Here is a 20096-nt window from a genome sequence, read left to right on the forward strand (position 1 = left end):
CTTAGCTTTCCTTGCTAGGAAGAAGCTTAACCCAAATAGTGTCGCTGCCGTTGACGGTAACTGTACGGTTGTAAGACTCGTAACCTTGTTTTGAAATGGTTACTTGGTGACGACCACTTGGTAGCGCAACCTCAAGAGGGGTGCTGCCATACTTAATGCCGTTGATGGTCACTGAGTCATTGTACTGATCAGAACGTACCGTCACGTTAGCCCACTGTTTGTCACTCTTTTTAACGACCGCTGCGTCACTGCCCGTTAAACAGTAGCGCGTTGAAACGTTCAATAAGTTACACGCTGCAACCGCTTCAGGTTTTGCTTGAAGCTGAGCCTGCATCTGCATGAAGTAAGAGTTGTTACCAGAAAAGCCACTCTTGATCGCTTGGCTGTCTTGAACATGGATGTTCAGTTGAACACCTTGCAAGTTTTGTTTTGCTAATGAACTTTCTGTGAGCTGCTCAAGTAATTGGCTCTTGAACGTTTTCACTGCTTTTTGATTGGTCAGGTGTTTACCTTGAGCAGTACACTCACCCAGTGTCATTGTTGATGAACATGTGGTGGTGTAGCTGGTTTCAAGAACTGCACTTTCGCGAAGTTCTGATGCAATACGTTTAACGCGAGCTTCAACTTTTGACTCTCTCAAGTTAGCCAGCTCATTGTTCAAGCGAGCTTGCTTTTGTTTGATTTGAGAAAGGTGAATTTCGCTCTCGTTCATCGCTTGTTCGTTATCTAGCTGAGACGATTGATTCTCTTTAACCGCAGCCCAAGCGTCTTGGTAACTTTTCTGGAAAGAGACCAGATCCGTTTCTGGATCTTCAAGTAAGCGACTGTACTGTTTGTCGAGTACAGACTTGGCTCTGTTACGTTTTGCCTTAAGTTCTTCACCTTCGCGTAACAACTTGCTGTTATTGTTTTGAAGTTGTTTTAGGTTTTCAGTCGCCGATACTTTGGTTGCTGAAATACGCTCAATGTCTGAGTTTTTCTCTGTTAGCTTTGCATCGATAGCTGAAACGGGATCGACTTGATTCAGTTCTTCAGCGGATACCGATGCAGATACCCAAAGTGGGGATAGCGCGAGTAAAAGCGCTGAAATTCGAAAGTTAGTCATAGGTCCCTGCAACTTGTAGATTGAAAATTGGCTCGTTAATAAAGTGTCTACTTCCTAGTTGTGAGTCACTAGTTATTAGCAATTAACACAGTACCCGTCTTTATACCGTTTTATTGCTATCCAATCTACTCAAAAGCCAAGTTTCGGTACTTCGGATACACTTTTTGCAGGTTTATCGCCAATTATTTGAGCTATATAAGAAAATTTATTCATTATGTTGGGGCGACAAAGTATTTATTGGTGGCATGGTTTGCTTGCCGGTGTGATTGCTTGTGAAGCCCCTAAACTCACCGGAACGATTGGTTTTACAATGCCCGTAGTTTGTGCACTCTTGATCATCTTTCCGGAGGCATGATCAAGACGATCTCGATAATGATCTTTTGTTTAAGGCGAGGAAATGACTCTCATGATCATTTACAAATTCATCTTATGCAGATTTCAGAGTATTATTCTTACTATGTCGACCAGAGTATTTTGATGTCATGCCTAAACCGTTACCCTTTCCAAACCTAGACTTGTCTCCGCTAAGCCTTACTGGCCCTCGCCCTGCGGAGATCATTACTTTGCCTTCGCATATGGATTGTCACGATCACCATTATTCGCAGGTAGTCATTGGTTTAAAAGGTCAGGCGGAATTTGAAGTGAGCGGTAAAGGTAATCTTGTCGGTCCAGGGCAAGGCTGTGTAGTCACGGCTCGCTCTGATCATGCTTTCGGTGGAGTGGTTGGTCAGTCGGATATTCTCGTGCTCAACATGCCTATGCCAACCGATGATGACCCTCTGATGCTAGAGAAGATTAACCAGTTAGAATCATCGAACGTTTACTTCCAATTAGATGCTCAAATTCAAAAGCTTATCCATATGTTGGTGCAAGAGATGCAGGCCAGTCCTGATGATCTGTTGTTGAGTCGAGCTTGTAATGACACGGTGATTGCGTTGATGCAGAGACACATCTCGGCATTTGAAACCTCGATTAAAGATTCGCGTTTCGATCTTGAGTCGTTGGATCGCTACATTGAACAACACTTGGCTAATAAGATCTCAGTCGCGCAACTCGCAGGCAGTGTGTTCTTGGGTGAAAGCCAATTCCACATGCTATTCAAAGATCAAATGGGTATTACTCCACACCAGTATGTTCTTGGTAAGCGTATCGATCGTTCTCGCCGTTTAATCGAACAAGGTAATCTGAGCCTTGGTCAGGTCGCTGAACTGGCTGGTTTCTCCGGCCAATCTTCCTTTACTCACACCTTTTCACGCCTTCAAGGCATGTCACCATCTCAATACAAAAAGAAAATTTCTGTTAAATAGTGAAACAAAACGGCATATTATTTTAAAGTTTCATATGTGACCTTGTGTTTGTTTTGTTAATAAAGCGAGTTTTTAGCAAAAAACTCGGAGTTTTTGACAAGTAATCCTTATATACTCTAAATACACTGCAGCCATTGTAGAGATCCCGGGCTAATTCCGGGTGTGAGATTAAGGAAAACGCATGTTTACAGCTACTGATGTGTTAAAGCCAGAATTCAACGAGCAGTCGCTTGCTGATCTTTGGACGCTTATCTCACCATTATATATGGTGGATGAAACCCAATGGCTAGAGCAACTCCTGCCGCTAGCTACCCCTTCTGAGTCTGAAAAGCAGCAAATCACAGACAAAACGACATCATTGATTGAAGCTATCCGCGCGGATAAGACTTCTATCCAGATGATCGATGCACTGTTGCTTGAATACAGCCTAGATACTCAAGAGGGCATCTTGCTGATGTGTCTGGCGGAAGCCTTGATGCGTATTCCTGATTCAGCAACCGCTGATGCACTGATTCGTGACAAACTTAGCGTTGCGGATTGGAAATCTCACCTAAAGAATTCTGACTCAGTGTTTGTTAACGCATCCACTTGGGGCCTAATGCTAACAGGTAAGGTTGTTGGGCTTTCATCTAAAGAGCAGAGCGCGGGTCAAGCCGTGAACCGCTTAGTGAACAAGCTTTCTGAGCCGGTAATTCGTAAAGCGATGCACCAAGCGATGAAGGTGATGGGTCACCAATTTGTTCTTGGGCGCAGCATTGCTGAAGCGCAAAAGAACGGTAAGTCTATGCGTGACAAAGGCTTTACTTACTCATACGACATGCTAGGTGAAGCGGCACTGACTACTGCAGACGCAAATAAATACTTCAAAGATTATCTCATGGCGATTGAAGCTGTGGGTCGAGATACATACGTATCTTCAAAATCGAGTCCTGCTCCATCGGTTTCTATCAAGCTTTCTGCGCTTCACCCACGTTATGAAGTGGCGAATGAAGACCGCGTATTGACTGAACTTTGCGACACGCTAGAGCAGTTATTGCGCCGAGCAGTAGAGCTCGATGTTGCGATTACGATTGATGCGGAAGAAGCGGATCGCCTAGAGCTTTCTCTTAAATTATTCGAAAAACTGTACCGTACTGATCTTGTAAAAGGTTGGGGTAAATTTGGTCTGGTTATTCAAGCCTACTCAAAGCGTGCACTACCAGTTCTTGTATGGCTAAACCGCTTAGCGAAAGAGCAGGGTGATTTGATCCCGCTTCGCCTAGTGAAGGGTGCGTACTGGGATAGCGAAATCAAATGGTCACAACAAGCTGGCTTTACTGATTACCCAGTTTACACACGTAAAGAAGCGACAGACGTAGCTTACCTTGCATGTGCACGTTACCTGCTGAGCCCAAGTGTTCGTGGCAATATCTTCCCGCAGTTTGCTAGCCACAATGCTCACACGGTTTCAGCTATTGCCGTAATGACAGAGCATAAAGACTTTGAATTCCAACGCTTACACGGCATGGGTGATTCTCTTTACAACCACGCGATGGAAGCTTACCAACAGTCGGTACGTATCTACGCACCGGTTGGTAGCCATAAAGATCTACTGCCATACCTAGTACGTCGCTTGCTAGAAAACGGCGCAAACAGCTCGTTTGTACACCGTCTAGTTGATGCGCGTTGCCCTGTGGCTGAGCTGACACAGCACCCAGTCGATATGCTTCTGGCGTTCGATACATTGCACAACACTAAGATTCCTCTGCCTCCAGCGGTATTCCCTGAGCGTAAGAACTCTTACGGTGTGAATATTGATATTGAAAGCGAAGCGCATCAGTTTGAAGAGCAAGTAAAAGGCTTCTTAAACAATCAATGGACTGCGGGCCCTGTGATCAACGGTGAATCTCTTGCCGAAAGCATGATCAAGGCTGATCAGAACGTTGAGCAAGTGACTGCACCTTATGATCGTCGTATTCATGTGGGTCAGGTGGCTTTCGCTAACCTTGATCATGTTTCCGCAGCGATCACTGGCGCAGACGCAGCATTCGCTGATTGGAACGCAACTTCGGTTGAAACCAAAGCGGCGGCACTTGATAAGTTAGCTGACCTGATGGAAGACAACCTCGCTGAGCTGGTGGCGATTTGTCATCAAGAAGCGGGTAAGACAATTCACGATAGTGTTGATGAAGTACGTGAAGCCGTCGACTTCTGTCGTTACTACGCAAAACAAGCGGACAACCTACAAGGTTTCGAACTAAAAGGTTTTGATGGCCAAACACGAATCGCTTCTCGACAAGGTCGTGGTGTGTTCGTTTGTATCAGCCCTTGGAACTTCCCTCTAGCTATCTTCCTTGGCCAAATTACAGCTGCATTGGTTGCAGGTAACACGGTTGTGGCGAAGCCTGCCGAGCAAACAAGCTTGATTGCAGCTCGCGCGGTTGAACTGATGAATGAAGCGGGCTTCCCTGCTGGCACGATTCAGCTACTACCGGGTCGCGGTGCTGAGATCGGCAGTGCACTAACAAGCCATGATGCAATTGCTGGCGTTGCCTTTACGGGTTCTACGCCAACGGCACAGCGTATCAATGTGTCATTAGCTACTCGTAATGCTAAGCCAGTTCCGTTTATTGCGGAAACAGGCGGCCAAAACGCGATGATCGTCGACAGTACTGCACTGCCTGAACAGGTAGTTCGTGATGTGATTCGTTCAGCATTCGCTTCAGCAGGTCAGCGTTGTTCTGCACTACGTGTGCTTTACATCCAAGAAGACATTGCAGACCGCGTGGTTGGATTGATTCACGGTGCAATGGACGAGCTGAGTGTTGGCATTCCACACCTTCATAAAACCGATGTTGGCCCTGTTATCGACCAAAACGCGAAACAGAAGCTAATGGCGCACTTAGAAAACATGACCAATACCCAGAAGAAGGTGGCTCAACTTTCTCTAGGTAGTGATTGTGAACATGGTGATTTTGTTCCACCAAGTGCTTTTGAAATTGATGACATCAGCTGCTTGAAAGAAGAACAGTTTGGCCCAGTGCTGCACATTGTTCGCTTCAAAGCGAGTGAGCTAGCGCAAGTGGTAGACCAAATCAACCAAACTGGTTTTGGCCTAACCATGGGTATCCACAGCCGTAACGAGACAACTTACCGTTGGATCGAAAAACATGTTCGTGTGGGTAACTGCTACATCAACCGTGACCAAGTGGGCGCCGTTGTTGGGGTTCAACCATTTGGTGGCCAAGGCTTGTCAGGTACTGGCCCTAAAGCGGGTGGTCCTCACTACCTATACCGTTTTACAGATGTTCATTTCTCTCAATCACAAGACAAGGCATAAGGAGCATTATCATGGTTCATCAAGTGACAGGTTTTTCTGATGCTTTGCTAGCGTGGGAACAATGGAATCTTACCGATTTTGATTACAAGAGTGCTCAGGTACTTGCACTAAAATCAGAGATCGAAAGTCAATCTGCGCCTTTGGCGACGGTGGCGACTTATCATCTAGAGCAAGCGTCTGCGCTGCTTTCTGAACATCACCTAATGGCAGGTCCTACGGGCGAAACCAATGAGTTATACGCCGCTGGTCGCGGTGTGGCTTTGGTGATTGTTGATGATTGCGAAGAGAAAGTGCCAGCGCTGCAAACTGCAATGGCTTTGATTACTGCTGCGCTATTGGCAGGTAACAGCGTTCAATTGTGCAGTGATGATGTGCAGTTCAATACCTTAGTTGCAGACGCAGCTAAGGTAGCGAACTTGCCAACTAACTTGGTGCAAGTTGCTTCGTATGACGCTGCTCAACAGTTGTTGTCTTGCGATGTACGTAGCGTGGGTTACGTAGGTAACTCGCAAACGGCACAAGCTATCAATTTACAGCTTGCTAAGCGTGACGGTGCAATCGTCGGTTTAGTAGCTGAAACGGATCTGGCGACAATGAATGTTGCCAATGATCCACACCTATCGCTGCGCTTCATTACCGAGCGTACGCGAACTATAAATATAACAGCCGTGGGCGGTAACGCGACCTTGCTCGAACTTGGAAGCGAAGCTCACTAACCTTCAGTAAAATTGGCTCTAAGCACTTTTGGTTCTTTCCAACTTTGGTTTTCACCATCTTTGGATTTAACTCATAGTGCTTTGGAGCCTGAATACCTAACTCAATGCACTTGCTTGCCTTAACGGTGAGTGCCTTGCATTGAATTAGGCATGGAAGGCTTTCTACAAAATGAGGACTATCAAATGATAGAAAACAGTTTTGCAATAACGACGACGTTCATTGCGTATCTAATTATGATGCTAGCGATCGGTGTTATTGCTTACAAACGTACATCTAACTCAACTGACTACTTCCTAGGTGGTCGTTCGTTAGGCCCATGGCCTGCTGCACTTTCTGCTGGTGCATCAGACATGAGTGGTTGGTTGCTACTTGGCCTGCCTGGTTACGCTTACGCTGCTGGCTTTGAAGCATTTTGGCTTGCTGGTGGCCTACTTATTGGTACTTGGGCTAACTGGTTAATCAGTGCTAAACGCCTACGTACTTACAGTATTACAACTGAATCACTGACGTTGCCTGAGTTCTTATCTCGTCGTTTCAATGATAATTCTAAGCTGATCCAAACAATCTCTGCTTTCTTTATCCTTTTATTCTTCCTTTTCTACACAAGTTCAGGCTTGGTAGCAGGTGGTAAATTGTTTGAAACGGTATTCGGCCTAGATTACACAATAGCGGTAATTATCGGCACAGTATGTGTGGTTTCTTACACCCTGTTTGGTGGTTTCCTTGCGGTATCTTGGACGGATTTAGTTCAAGGTCTACTGATGTCTGCAGCGCTATTGATTGTACCAATTGCTGCAATGAATGGTGGCCTTGGTCAGCTATCTAGCGACCTGCACAACATCAACCCAGAGCTTCTAACGCTATGGAATGATGCGAAAGGTGAGCCACTGTCTGCTATTGCGATCATCTCGCTAGCGGCATGGGGCTTGGGTTACTTTGGTCAACCACATATCCTTGCGCGTTTTAAAGCAACTCGTTCAAACAAAGATCTTGTGACAGCACGCCGCATCGCAGTTATCTGGACTGCACTGTCTATGATTGGTGCAATGCTAGTGGGTCTTGTTGGTCTAATTTACGTGACTAACTCAGGCGCGCCTAAGCTAGACGATGGCGAGAAGATCTTCATGCTTCTTGTTAACGCAATGTTCCACCCAGTTATCGCCGGTATCCTACTTGCTGCAATCTTAGCGGCAATCATGAGTACTGCTGATTCACAACTTCTTGTTTCTTCATCTGCAATGGCAGAAGACTTGTACAAGCAAATTCTGAAGAAAGACGCAACGTCGGAAGAGATTGTTCGTGTTGGCCGTTTCGCGGTTATCTTAATTTCTCTGATTGCTCTTGTTCTAGCGATGACGCCGGACAGTTCAGTACTTGGCCTTGTATCTTACGCATGGGCTGGTTTCGGTGCTGCGTTTGGTCCAGCTATCGTATTGAGCCTTTACTGGCCTCGTATGAACCGTAACGGCGCTCTAGCGGGTATCGTGGTTGGTGGTGTTACGATTGTACTTTGGAAACAGTTCACGGGCGGTTGGTTCGATGTGTACGAAATCGTACCGGGAATCATCCTATCGACGCTTTCTATCGTTATCGTGAGCCTAATTACTGGCGAACCAGAAGACGAAGTTAAGAAGCAACACGCTGAGTTCGAGAAAAACCTTGTTGAACTAGACTAATCCTCTGGGCTCAGGTTTTCAGCTAAGTCATTGAGCTGGATGCTCACTCGCTCAATGATGAAAAGAGTTTACAATGTAAACCCTAGAATAGAGTCACTTCGGTGGCTCTATTTTTTTGACCATTTTCTAATGCTTTCGACCTCTTATTGGTCGATATTCAATGACTCGAAGAATTCTTGATGAGCAGTCGGCTCCATTATCTCAAACAGCTTGTGACAGTGTTTTATCTCCTATCAATTGAACCCTGCGTTTTCGATCATACGACCCCAACGCTCTTTTCCAATAATTTCTGATTCCCTAATGTTTGGTATTGCTTTGCAGTCGACCAATATGTTTTTTTGATCATTAAAAGCTGAACTACCTTGATGAGGGGGCGACTTTTGTCTTGTTTCAGATTTAGGTTTATACAGGGGGAAGTACTGTCGTTGTGGGGTTTTACAATGTAAATCGAAACCGCGTGAACGGGGAGGATAAATGGAAGAATAAGGATCTTGATAGCGTTTGATGTCAAAAAACGAAAGGGAAAAATGGCTATTTTTTGAACTTGGCGCTCACTTTTGTTATTAGCTCGGTGAATAGTGGAACCGAATTAGACATGATGTGTCAATTGTCAGTAACCACTAAAGACCTATAGGACAAAGGTATGCCAAATCTCTATTGCAAAGGATGTAAAAAAACAACACTACATAAGTCTATAATGAAACGTTGTGAATCTGAGCCTGAGACAGCTTCAGGTCGTATGATGCAATGGACGTCAAAGCTATTTAGTGGAAATCTGTACTACGATATGGAAACTCAGCATTTCTGTCGAACGTGTAACTGCCGTTGCGAAACAGGAAGTACTGTCCCCCAAGTTGGTTTAGCTTAAATTATAGTAAGTGCTCACTAACCTAGATTAAAAAAACCTCCGTACTTGGAGGTTTTTGCGTTTCTATGCTGCTTTGAGTGCAAGCTCGGTTTCAATGGCATTGCCATCAATTTTCACTTTCCATCCATAGTTTGAGTACTCATTTGCTAGTGCTTGAGCAACATCTTTTGAAACCGTTACGTGTGTCCATGAGCCAATGCTGTATGGCTTGTATGAGAGTTCTTGCGTTTTCATAATAGAGTTATCCTTTCTCTTTGATAATTATATTATTCACTTTGGCCTATATCCTTTCTTTCGTTTCTGGCTCAACTTATTTGTTAATCGGGTCATTTTAATAATAATTTGTTAATACCCAGAGTTTGATTTATAAGGGCTATTATCGTTCTCTATTGATTTATATTTAGTGTGAATGTGAATGGCCTGTTTAGTTTTTTAAATGTGTGAGCGAGGTTTTCTTCGATTGCTCATGGTATGGAATATACTGAGCGGAATTTAGAATGTTTAAGGAATGTTATGTCTCAGCATCAACTCGATCGTATCGATAAAGAGATACTAAGAATTCTGCATATGAAAGGGCGTTTGCCTGTTGTTGAGTTGGCAAAGCAGGTCAACCTAACCACTTCCCCTTGTTCTGATAGATTGAAGCGATTGGAGAAAGAAGGCTATATAACGGGCTACCATGCCGAGCTCTGTTCAGAAAAGCTGGGACTCGATGTCCAGGTCTTTATTCATATTCGTCTCGACCAGACCAGCTTTTCGATTTTCGATAAATTCGCCCAAGCGGTTGAACTGATGCCTGAGGTGGAAGAGTGCTATTCGCTGTCGGGTGACTTTGACACCATGATCAAGGTTCGAGTGAAAGACATGAAGGCATACCAAGCGTTTATGGCAACCAAGCTAGGTACCTTACCTGGTGTGATTCAGACACGCAGTGAAGTGGTGATTGAAGAGCATAAGAAAGGCTTCGGTGTAAACCCTGAGTTGTTGGCCACCCTAAAATAGTGGTCTACTTTCGTCTTACCAAGTTTGTTTAGATATAAAAATGGAAGCCGATAAGCTTCCATTTTTTGTTGGGTGTCAGATAGAGAGCAATCCGATAAACTTGTCCGGCTTATAGCGTAATCGCCGCAGAGATTAGGCCAATCACACCACCGAATACACCGCCCCAAACGACCAGCCAGCCAAGGTGTTTCTTGATCATGGCTTGAACCATCTCTTTCACGAGTTTTGGCGTCAGCTCATTCAAACGCTGATCGATGATCGCCTCAATATTCTCTTTTATTTCATCCATCATTGCAGGCGATTCAAGTTCATCCTTGATGGCATTTTTTACAGAATCACTCTTACTGATTTCAATCACAGACTCTTGCATTTTCTCAACAAATGGCGCTTTCATTGGCTGTAGTGCTTCAGTTCCGCCAACCATCGCTAACATGCCACCAAATTGTGAGTTCTCGATAACGTGCACCAGTGAATCGAATGCAGGGTTAAAGTCGATCTTCTGAATCACAGGCTCTAAATTTAGAGACTTTCCAGTCATCTCGCTGCTTAGGAAGCGGTCGATATTACCTGCGGTAAAGAATTGCTCCATCATCAGTTGTTTAATGGCCGCCTTGAACTCTTCAAAACGAGCTGGAATAACGCCAGAACCGTATAAGCCGGGTACTTTTTCGAACAACATGTGAATCGCAAGCCAGTTGGTGATGGCACCAGAAAAGGCGAATAGGCCTGCATAAAGCAAGTATTGGTTTGCTGTCGCATAGCCAGCAGCAAGCAGTGCTAACGCAATTACGTTAGTTAAGATACTTTTGTTCATGGTTGATCTCTAGAAAGAATACTGCCCGCATTTTAAGAAAAAAACGCCAAGAAAAAAACAAAAGGATCGATGAAGTTTATGGGACAGACGAAAATAGATGAGAAAGGGGCGAAGAATAACAGGTATAAAAAAGGCTAGCCTCCCCCCGAAGTCTAGCCTTATTCCAGAACGCGCAAGCGAGGCGTCTTTGGTGTTAATGTCATTATATAATTACGACATAACATTCTGCCACGTGTAATTTACCAGTAATTAACAAATTGGTGTGAATTACGCCGCACTTTTAAAGTAGCACACAAATTAAGCACTCGATGCTTGGTCAAGATTATCGGCAATAAAGCCTCCTGTCTGGTGATTCCACAATTGAGCATAAATGCCATTTTGTGTAATCAGCTCTTGGTGAGTGCCTTCTTCAACGATATTGCCTTGGTCGAGTACGATTAAGCGATCCATTGCTGCAATCGTCGATAAACGGTGTGCAATTGCAATAACCGTTTTACCTTCCATCAACTCTATTAAGCTTTCTTGAATTGCGGCTTCTACCTCAGAATCGAGTGCTGATGTTGCTTCATCCAGAACCAACAGCGGTGCATTCTTCAGAAGTACGCGTGAGATAGCCACACGTTGACGCTGACCACCCGAAAGTTTAACGCCTCTCTCACCAACTTGAGCATCGTAGCCAATGTTACCAAATGGGTCGGTGAGCGTTTCAATGAACTCGTGAGCGTGCGCTTGTTGGGTTGCGGCATACACTTCTTCATCTGTCGCGTCAGGTCGACCGTAAAGGATGTTCTCTTTGATTGAACGATGAAGCAGTGAAGTGTCTTGAGTCACCATGCCGATGTTGCTGCGCAGTGAGTCTTGCGTGACATCTGAGATCACTTGGTCATCAATCAGGATGCGGCCATTTTCTACATCGTGGAAACGTAGTAGTAAGTTAACTAAAGTTGATTTACCTGCCCCTGAACGGCCAACCAAGCCGACTTTTTCTCCCGGTTTGATGTTTAGGTTTAGGTTGTTAATCACACCCTTGTTCTCGCCGTAGTTAAAGCTCACGTTATCGAAATGGATACCGCCTTGTGGCACATCCAAAGGCTTAGCGTCTTTTTTGTCTTCAATAGCGATGGGCTTAGATAGCGTTTTAATGCCATCAATCACGGTGCCTAGGTTTTCAAACAAGCCACCAATTTCCCACATGATCCATTTCGACATACCGTTAATACGTAGAGCTAAGCTGACTGCGATGGCAATTTCACCCACGGTGATCGCGTTATCTAACCATAGGTAGATAGAAATACCGGCAATACTGAACACCAGCAAGTAGTTAGCGAATTCAACACAGATGTTGAAGCCGGTCACTAAGCGCATTTGGCGATGGACAGTATCTAAGAAGCCTTCCATGCCTTCTTCAGCGTATTCGGTTTCTCTTTTGCTGTGTGAGAACAGTTTGACCGTTGCGATGTTGGTGTAGCTATCCACAATACGACCCGTCATCAACGAGCGAGCATCGGCTTGCTCAGAAGACACATCTTTGAGTTTCGGTACGAAGTGCAGCTGAATGCTGACGTAAATGAACAGCCAAACCAGCATCGGAGCCATCAAGCGCCAATCTGACTCTGCGAGTATGAATAACATCGCCGTAAAGTAGACCGTCACGTAGACAAACACATCGACCATTTTAGTCACGGTTTCACGTACTGCGAGTGAGGTTTGCATTACCTTGGTCGCAACACGCCCGGCAAAGTCATCTTGATAGAACGATAAGCTTTGCTTCAAAAGATAGCGGTGGGCTAACCAACGAATCGACATTGGGTAGTTGCCCAGCAAAGTTTGGTGAAGCAATAGCGAGTAAACACTGATCAAGACTGGCATCACGACCAAGAGCAGGACACCGAGCCCCATCAGAGTAGATTGGTTGTCTGCCAAGAAGGTGTCAGGGTTGCTTGTTGATAGCCAGTCAACCAATTGCCCCATGTAACCGAACAGCGCGACTTCGATGATCGCGATGGTCATGCTCATTAAGCCGAGCAAGATCAACGGCTTTTCAAAACCTCGTGTGTAATGGCGACAAAATGCCAGTATTCCAGTGGGAGGTTGTATCGGCTCTCCCTTTGGAAAGGCTTCAGTAAAGCCTTCAAATTTCTTGTACATAGTTTTTCCTTTATAAGCTACTGCATCTGTTAGCAACTGCATCGTCGTGTAGCTCTGTTTTTATAAATTTGGTTTGAAATTTTATAAGTGCTAATGAGTTCTTATCAGTATGACCTCATCAGATAGATTTTCGTTGTTAGTTCTTTTAAGTGACGGAGGAAAGGTTCAAAGAGTGTCGTTCATTTCGCATATTTTAGATTGAATTAGGCAAGAAAAGTTAAGCTTATTTCAAACGTAATTGATGGTTATGCAACGGTGATAATCCTAACGTTAAATGGATTAAATTGTAATCAAAACTCGTGGTGAGCGAGAAAATGGAATCGGAATATTTATCCATAAAGCGACTTAACGAATATGCATACAGTTGGTTCTTTCTGATGTGCTGTTATCTTGCAGTAAAAATTACCGATTAATCTAAGATCTTCAGTGATTGTTTGGGATAAATATTCAAATCATTATTATTTTCAGTGAATCTTGTCGTAACAAGTTGTTTACAATTCTGAGGTAAATAAAAGATAGGGACGGTTGAAATGTTAAACCTACACAAAAAATCACTTCATATTACTAATGTTCAAAACGCCAATTGCGTTGTTATGGTTCCGCCAAAAGAGTTTCGATTTAACGAAGAAACAGCACGTGATAACGAGTTTCAGCACAGAGTCAATCTGACCGAAGCTGAGGTGAAGCTAGAAACGATGGCCGAATTTAAGGCTATGGTGGCTTCGTTGCGTAAAGAAGGTGTGCAAGTTGTAGAGTTTGATTACCCAGAATCGGGTGTCGAAACCCCTGATGCAGTGTTCCCAAACAACTGGTTCAGTACTTGTAGTGATGGAAGTTTATTCACTTTCCCTATGGCCTGTGAAAACCGTCAGCATGAAGTTAAGCCTACTGCTCTTATTGAAGTGTTGGAGGCGTCTGGTCGCATTGTTAACCATAGTGATTCTATGGAGTCGTACGTTGCTCAAGGTTCTTATCTAGAGAGCACCGGCGTGATGGTTATCGATCATATTAATAAGACTATCTATGCTGCGCTTTCTCAGCGTTGCGACCGTGAAGTATTAGAAGATTATGCGAAGCGTATTGGTTATTCTCGCGTGGTTTCATTCCAAACAGCATTACCGTCTGGCCAACCGATTTATCATACCAATGTAATGATGGCGATTGGTGATAACTTCTGCGTGATCTGTGATGAAGTGATCCCTGAATTTGAGCGTCGCTTTGTGGTTAAATCTCTTGCGAAAGACAAACAGGTTATCTCAATCTCAATCGATCAGATGAATCGATTTTGTGGCAACATTCTGCAATTGGAAACAGTGAATGGCGATAAGGTAATTGCGATGTCTCAGTCGGCTTACGATGCATTTTCTCCAGCTCAATTAGCTCAGCTTTCGACACATGGAAAGCTACTACCATTTAACGTAAAAACGATTGAAGACATTGGTGGTGGTTCGGTGCGATGCATGTTGGGTGAGGTTTTCTTGCCAACGCGAGTGAATCTCCTGTAGCAAGTATAGAAAGTATAACAAGCGACTGACTTCAGTCATGAATCTATGAATACCACTCTTATCGCAGAGTGGTATTTTTGTTTTTATCTATCTTTGTATCGGTCTACCAGAAGTAAGAAAACAATAATAAGAGAACCAGCGCTAGATACACGAGCTAACGCGTACAAAAGTTAACGGAAAACAGCTAACGCAAAAGCTATGAAGCGTCTTTAAAAGCTCGGTGTTCGATGAACTTAGCCGACAGTGCCACGACTTCCTTAGAGTAGACAAGCGCCGTGTGGTTGAGTTTGAGAGCGTATGTATCCGTTGCCCCTCTCAGGTTTGCGTCTTCGAGTGTGACCGTGCCATCGCCCGGATTTTTTCCCAGTACAATACGTCCAACTCCGGCGTCGTAAGTACCTGTAATCACGCCAATCGGCACATCAATGTCGTAGTCACCCAAGCCATCACTTAAGATCATTTTGCTCGAACCAAATATAAAACCAAGCCCATGGTTCGACAGTGTTTTAGCGATAGTCGCGCCATTGTGCGGCGTGCCTGCGGTAATGATGCAGGTGTCTGCAAAGTTGGGTTGGTAGAACTTAAAATAGTGACGAATGAGCAAACCACCAAGTGAGTGACCAAAGAAGTAGACTTCATCGTATTCATCAAAACGAGCATTAATAAAGCGATTGAGGCGTTTAGCGGCCGAAGGGAAGCGCAGCGAGTTGTAGGCAAATTTGTGCGTTGTAAAGCCACGTTTTTTGAAGTTTCTATCCAGATATTGCATGATCAACGCAGGCATATATAGGCCATGAATTAAAACTATATGTTTGTTTTTATTATCCATTTTCGTCCTCCGTTTGATGGCGTTCCCAGTATATTTAGTCGCAAATCTAAACTCAATAAAACTTGCTACTAATGGTACACAAAAGACAAAGGTGTGCACTATAGACAGGACGTTTGTTATAGATAGAGCGTTCGTTATAGAAAGAATGCGCGTTATAAGTGCTTGATGGACAAAAGGTGGGTTAGTCCGATCTCACGCCACCATAAACATCTATGGTTAAACCGCCTTGTTTAGCGTAAGTATTGGGTGTTAGACCGATGGTTTTCTTTAGGTAACGAATTAGGTGTGGCTGGTCGCTAAATCCAAACTGGTAGGCGACGTCTATCCAATCAATGTCATCAAAATTTCGCTTATACAAGTATTCGAGCATCGCCTCGAGTTTGTTCATCGATTGGCACTGTTTCAATGTCAATCCTGTCACCTTGTTGAAGCTTCTTTCCAATGTCCTTTGCGAACAAAACAGTTTGTCACCAAGCTCTGCAATTGGTGTCGAACCAAGCACATCCAACACCTTACGTGTCAGTTCGCTGTGTCTATCGGTTTTACCTATCGATAGCCAAGGTTGCAGCAAATCATCTAACTGCTGACAGCAGGCCTCAACATCGCTTTGGGCGAGCTTGATCAGTGACGTTACATCAGCGTTTGGATTGTCCAGTAAACCTACGAGATTGACTGGGATAACGCTGTCTAAGCTAGGGTGAGAGCAATCTGGGATAGCCAGTGTATACAAGGCACCGACATGGAATTTGATGCCTAAATGAATAAACGGTTTCGAGTGATCCAATTCGATGGCTTTCTGGTGTGGCAGCAGCAGGTGGCAACCAACGCCTTGATCGACCTGTTGCTCAATCGTGTAGTGATATGTCTGTTCACTTGGCGATAAGATCAGGTGCGCCGATGGATCGGGATTGAGTATCGGAAATTGATGAGTTTGGACGTCGGGCGTCTTTTCAATCAGCCAGTAGCAATCAATGAACTGAGCAACAACTGAGGATTTCGGAGACTGTAACCAATTGATCATTAGACCTTCTATTTCGGATGACTGTCACCCAACTATATGTGGATATTGTTATCGGTGACAGTTTTTATCGGTATCTATTATCAGAACTAAATCTTCTGCTTCGTTCTGATACTTAGCCCAAATACAGGCTAAGCTATTTTTTTAGCTCGCTAAAATCAAACTGCAAGATGCGATGCTTTGATGATAACCCAGCGCTTGTGATGGCCTTTTGTGCGCCAGTGTTAGTGCTTTCTGTCGAGCAAATAACTTCCAAACCTTGCTGGTTAGCGTGCTGCTTTAGAAAGTTAAGAACACGCGTTGCTAAGCCTTTACCGCGTTCTTGTTGAGCGACAATCATACCCAGGTCGGCAAACTGTGTTTGGTGCTCATCGAATTTACGGCACTCGCCTGTAGCGAGAACATTGTTGTTTCCCCAGTAGCCCCACAGTTCCTCGCGAGCAATCAAGTTGCTGTAGTAACCGTTCAGCCACTCTTTTGGTGCGCCAATTGTTGCTGAAGCAAACTTCACTAACTGATCGAGTTGTTCTTTCGTCGCGAGACTCATCTCTATCTCTTCAATGCGGTCTGAATCACAATCAGATCTGGCTTGAGAGTTTTGGCGGTACATCATCGCATTCACTTTAAATGACTCTGTGTTGTCGACACACAGTGATAAATATTGTGGTTCAGCGGTGCTCACGAATGCGCCTTTCACCTTACCAATCACAGAACTGTTGTTCTCTACGATTAAGGTGAACAAGTTTTCAATATGAGTACTGGCTGTTGGTGCTAGATAGAACTGAAGTAAGTAGCCTTCAGCATTTAATACGCAGTAACCGACAAGCTTGCTGTCTTCGTAAAAACCATAATGGTCAGACATAGAAACAAAACCAAAGTGCCACATACCATCGAGTGGGGCTGTTGCTTCGGTAAAGTAAGCGGTTTTAAGTTCGTTTAAGTCGCTAAGTGCGGAGATTTTTTTGATGTCTAACATCGTTTGAATTCCTATTGTATCGATTTGGTAGAGCAGCGTGACTGCGGTCTGTTTCTCAGGTACGTAGATAGACGATGAGATAATTGATTAGCTGAGCCACGTTTCAATAACAGCAATTGTAGGCGACTGCTTGAGGCCGGTATTGAATAAAAACGACAGTTTTAGATTAGATAGAAAGCAAAAAGGGGCTGATACAATGAGCCCCCTTTAAAATCAGTATTTGAAAAGAACTACCGACACGGTGCGAAGATATCTTGTTCCTCTCGGTATTCTTTGGTTTGTACGTCCATCAGGCCAAGCAAAGAATCGAACAAATTGTCGTGAGAAAAGCTTTGTTCCTTTCCTTCTTTACGCAAGCACGTATCACTAATACCCTTCTCGGCCGCAAAACCATCAGACATCCACATGATCATAGGCACATGGGTTTGTTCTTTCGGTGCCAATGAATAAGGCATGCCGTGTAAGTAGACGCCATTTTCTCCCAATGATTCTCCGTGATCGGAAATGTACATCAGTGCGACATTGTACTTATCGGTGAGTTTCTCTAGCTTCTGAATAGCCTGTGAGAGAAAGAAATCCGTGTACAAGATGGTGTTGTCATAGGTATTGACGACTTGCTCTTTGGTGCAGTTTTCGATGTCAGAACGTGGACAATCTGGCATAAACTTCCTATGTTCTTCAGGGTACCGCTCGTAGTAAGTTGGGCCGTGAGAGCCGGAAATATGATAGAAAAGAATGTTATTTTCAGTCAAATCTTGGGTATCTTGTTCGAAGTTCTCTAGCATCGCTGTGTCGTAGCACACATCGTTATTACACAGCGGGTCGCTGTCTTTGGCGACGAGAGTCATCTCTTTGATTCGGTGTGCGACGGCTTTATCCCCACCATCGTGCTCTCGCCAGATAGAATGAATCCCTGCGCGGTTCATAATGTCGACCACGTTATCTTGGTTGTAGGCTTTGTCGCGATCATAGTTGCTGCGGTTCATGTTAGAAAACATACACGGCACAGAAACCGCAGTGGCTGTTCCGCATGACTGAACATCAGAGAAAAAGATCGGGTTGTAGGGTTTGGTATGAGCATTGGTTTCTTTCTCATAGCCATAATATTGGTAGTTATACACACGTGCCGTTTCTCCAAGAACAAAGACCAATAGAGTTGGTTTGGTTGCTTGTTGAGCTTCCGGTTTTAGCTGCGCATCTAAGCCGATTTCTTGGTAAGGAATCGGTTCTTTGATGTAGGTGTTATTGATGTATTTTGCCGTTGAAGCGACGTATTCGGTCGGGATGATCATCTTTTTAAGATGAGAGTTATTGCGACCAATCGATACGTAATCTTTGTAGAACAACCCAGCAATGATGGCGATGACGATCAAAGAACTTAATAATCCAATCGCTTTCCAAATAGCAAAATCTTTCCATGACTCTCTTTCAAGGTTTGTGAACAAAAGCATTTGTGATGGAAGACCTCCCATTAGAACAAACCATAAAATCGAATACAGGCTTAGATAACTTGCTGCTTCTCCGCTGTTGGTTTCAAAAACGTTTTCTATCATTCCATAGTCAACAAAAATGCCATAGCTGAACATGCTGTAGCTGACTAACGACGAAGTAAGCAATAGTAGAATGAAAAAGGCTTTGGCGAATATCGGCCAGTTAAAAACTTGAAAGATAAAGTTGAATGCAGCGAGAAAGAAAAAGGGGATCGAGATGATGAACCCAATACTCTCGGCTTTTGATGCGCTAAGGATGTTGAATAGCTCGCGCGAAATAGGCAAGTTAATGACAAGCAAGTAATATAATGCCAAAACGAAAGGGAGTTTGTTTATCGACATATTTAAGCGTGGTAGATTCATTGTCTTTTTGATTCCTGCGTCTCTTATTCCTTTATTTTAGTCCCGCTACCAAGAAAGCTCTAATATCAACGTACAAAGCTCAATAAGTGATGGCGAGCGATAAACCAACTAAAGTGAAATGACGCGATAGGGCGTGTAGAAACAAAAAATTCACTTTACTGAGTGACCTTCATGACAAGGTGGAACAGCAAAGTGAATTAGTATGTTCAGCTTCTTTTATGTAGTTCAATCACATTAGAAGTTGTATGAACCACCGAAGCTAATGCTGTTGAATGCTAGCGTGTCGCTAGTGTATGTCTTGCCACCAATCGTATTATCTACACTTACCGCATCTGCCTGAGAAATAGCTCGAAGTGTTAAGTGTTCGATAGGTGAGTATTCAACGCCGACGCCAAAGTGGAAACCAGTGCCGCTGTCATCATCAAACCCTGAACCACTACTTGCATTTAGGTCTACGGAGCTCAAACCTGCTAATACGAATGGGCGAATGGTGTTGTCGAATGTGTAACCAAGATTTGCTGATAAAGAAATAGAGGTTGGAGACAGCTTTTCAGCACTATTTTTGTAGTTTGCGTAATCCGTGTAACCAAGCTCAACACCAACGATACGGTTAAACTGGTAACCGCCGTATAGGTTGTAACCCATGCCGCTAGAATCTAAGCTTGGCGCGTTATCAGTGTCTGAGCCTTGATAGACGCTAAGTCCGCCACCAATGTAAGCACCGCCGTCAGTACCTGCTGCTAAAGCTGGAAGAGAAACTGCGCTGATTAAGCCCAGTGCTAATGCTGATTTCGTTATCTTGTTCATTTTTGTTACTCACTCTTTAATGTCATGCCAGTATCAATAATTTTTGTTTTGCGACCTTTCGACCGTTGGTGAACATTATTCCGCAGTCTTTTATGTATTACTGTATGGCTTTGTAAGCTGAATCATTACATATTAGAAATAATATACATTAA

The 20096-nt window shown here is 44.0% G+C and carries 16 protein-coding genes; 7 read left to right on the forward strand and 9 right to left on the reverse strand.

The features are described 5' to 3' along the window. Position 1 precedes the first annotated feature (1 nt). Positions 2-1105 (reverse strand): PEGA domain-containing protein, encoded by a 1104-nt coding sequence (locus tag BCU75_RS10820; protein WP_102466374.1) that lies wholly within the window; start codon positions 1103-1105, stop codon positions 2-4. Positions 1106-1587: 482 nt separating this feature from the next. Between BCU75_RS10820 and BCU75_RS10825 the strand changes: the two genes are divergently transcribed. From BCU75_RS10825 to BCU75_RS10845, 5 genes are all read left to right on the forward strand, one after another. Next, a complete protein-coding gene (locus BCU75_RS10825) occupies positions 1588-2412 on the forward strand; it encodes an AraC family transcriptional regulator (RefSeq protein WP_076674506.1) in 825 nt (274 codons plus the stop codon). 181 nt (positions 2413-2593) lie between these two features. Further along, positions 2594-5731: a bifunctional proline dehydrogenase/L-glutamate gamma-semialdehyde dehydrogenase PutA gene (gene putA / locus BCU75_RS10830; protein WP_076674504.1), complete on the forward strand. Its 3138-nt coding sequence runs from the start codon at positions 2594-2596 to the stop codon at positions 5729-5731. Positions 5732-5742: 11 nt separating this feature from the next. Continuing rightward, positions 5743-6447 carry a 1-pyrroline-5-carboxylate dehydrogenase gene (locus BCU75_RS10835; RefSeq protein WP_102473840.1) on the forward strand — a complete coding sequence of 235 codons (705 nt, stop codon included), beginning with the start codon at positions 5743-5745 and terminating at the stop codon, positions 6445-6447. Positions 6448-6597: 150 nt separating this feature from the next. After that, complete coding sequence (gene putP, locus BCU75_RS10840; protein WP_198593415.1) at positions 6598-8124, forward strand: sodium/proline symporter PutP; 1527 nt, start codon at positions 6598-6600, stop codon at positions 8122-8124. 697 nt (positions 8125-8821) lie between these two features. Continuing rightward, on the forward strand, positions 8822-8992 hold the full coding sequence (locus BCU75_RS10845) for a hypothetical protein (protein ID WP_371715420.1): 171 nt from the start codon (positions 8822-8824) through the stop codon (positions 8990-8992). A gap of 63 nt (positions 8993-9055) precedes the next feature. Here the strand turns inward: BCU75_RS10845 and BCU75_RS24395 are convergent, their stop codons facing one another. Beyond that, the gene (locus BCU75_RS24395) at positions 9056-9226 is read right to left on the reverse strand and encodes a hypothetical protein (protein WP_198593416.1); all 171 of its coding nucleotides are present in this window, start codon (positions 9224-9226) and stop codon (positions 9056-9058) included. Between the two features lie 279 nt (positions 9227-9505). Here BCU75_RS24395 and BCU75_RS10850 point away from each other — a divergent pair, with 279 nt between their 5' ends. Further along, positions 9506-9994 carry an Lrp/AsnC family transcriptional regulator gene (locus tag BCU75_RS10850; protein ID WP_017075645.1) on the forward strand — a complete coding sequence of 163 codons (489 nt, stop codon included), beginning with the start codon at positions 9506-9508 and terminating at the stop codon, positions 9992-9994. A 109-nt stretch (positions 9995-10103) separates the two neighbouring features. Here the strand turns inward: BCU75_RS10850 and BCU75_RS10855 are convergent, their stop codons facing one another. Together BCU75_RS10855 and BCU75_RS10860 are read right to left on the reverse strand one after the other, a co-directional pair. Further along, positions 10104-10808 carry a DUF445 domain-containing protein gene (locus tag BCU75_RS10855; protein WP_102473841.1) on the reverse strand — a complete coding sequence of 235 codons (705 nt, stop codon included), beginning with the start codon at positions 10806-10808 and terminating at the stop codon, positions 10104-10106. 297 nt (positions 10809-11105) lie between these two features. Then, positions 11106-12956, reverse strand: a complete 1851-nt coding sequence (locus BCU75_RS10860) for an ABC transporter ATP-binding protein (protein WP_102473842.1) — start codon at positions 12954-12956, stop codon at positions 11106-11108. Positions 12957-13486: 530 nt separating this feature from the next. Here BCU75_RS10860 and BCU75_RS10865 point away from each other — a divergent pair. Then, positions 13487-14461, forward strand: a complete 975-nt coding sequence (locus BCU75_RS10865) for an arginine deiminase-related protein (RefSeq protein WP_102473843.1) — start codon at positions 13487-13489, stop codon at positions 14459-14461. Between the two features lie 196 nt (positions 14462-14657). Here BCU75_RS10865 and BCU75_RS10870 read toward each other — a convergent pair whose 3' ends face one another. The 5 genes from BCU75_RS10870 to BCU75_RS10890 form a co-directional block, all read right to left on the reverse strand. Then, the gene (locus BCU75_RS10870; protein ID WP_076674494.1) at positions 14658-15290 is read right to left on the reverse strand and encodes an esterase/lipase family protein; all 633 of its coding nucleotides are present in this window, start codon (positions 15288-15290) and stop codon (positions 14658-14660) included. Positions 15291-15471: 181 nt separating this feature from the next. Continuing rightward, complete coding sequence (locus BCU75_RS10875) at positions 15472-16311, reverse strand: helix-turn-helix domain-containing protein (protein WP_102473844.1); 840 nt, start codon at positions 16309-16311, stop codon at positions 15472-15474. Between the two features lie 133 nt (positions 16312-16444). Further along, positions 16445-17284 carry a GNAT family N-acetyltransferase gene (locus tag BCU75_RS10880; protein ID WP_102473845.1) on the reverse strand — a complete coding sequence of 280 codons (840 nt, stop codon included), beginning with the start codon at positions 17282-17284 and terminating at the stop codon, positions 16445-16447. 230 nt (positions 17285-17514) lie between these two features. Further along, complete coding sequence (locus tag BCU75_RS10885) at positions 17515-19137, reverse strand: phosphoethanolamine transferase (protein ID WP_102473846.1); 1623 nt, start codon at positions 19135-19137, stop codon at positions 17515-17517. A gap of 234 nt (positions 19138-19371) precedes the next feature. Continuing rightward, the gene (locus tag BCU75_RS10890; RefSeq protein ID WP_076674484.1) at positions 19372-19944 is read right to left on the reverse strand and encodes a porin family protein; all 573 of its coding nucleotides are present in this window, start codon (positions 19942-19944) and stop codon (positions 19372-19374) included. Between the last annotated feature and the right edge of the window lie 152 nt (positions 19945-20096).

The organism is Vibrio splendidus (assembly GCF_002873455.1).
Taxonomy (GTDB): Bacteria; Pseudomonadota; Gammaproteobacteria; order Enterobacterales; family Vibrionaceae; genus Vibrio; species Vibrio splendidus_J.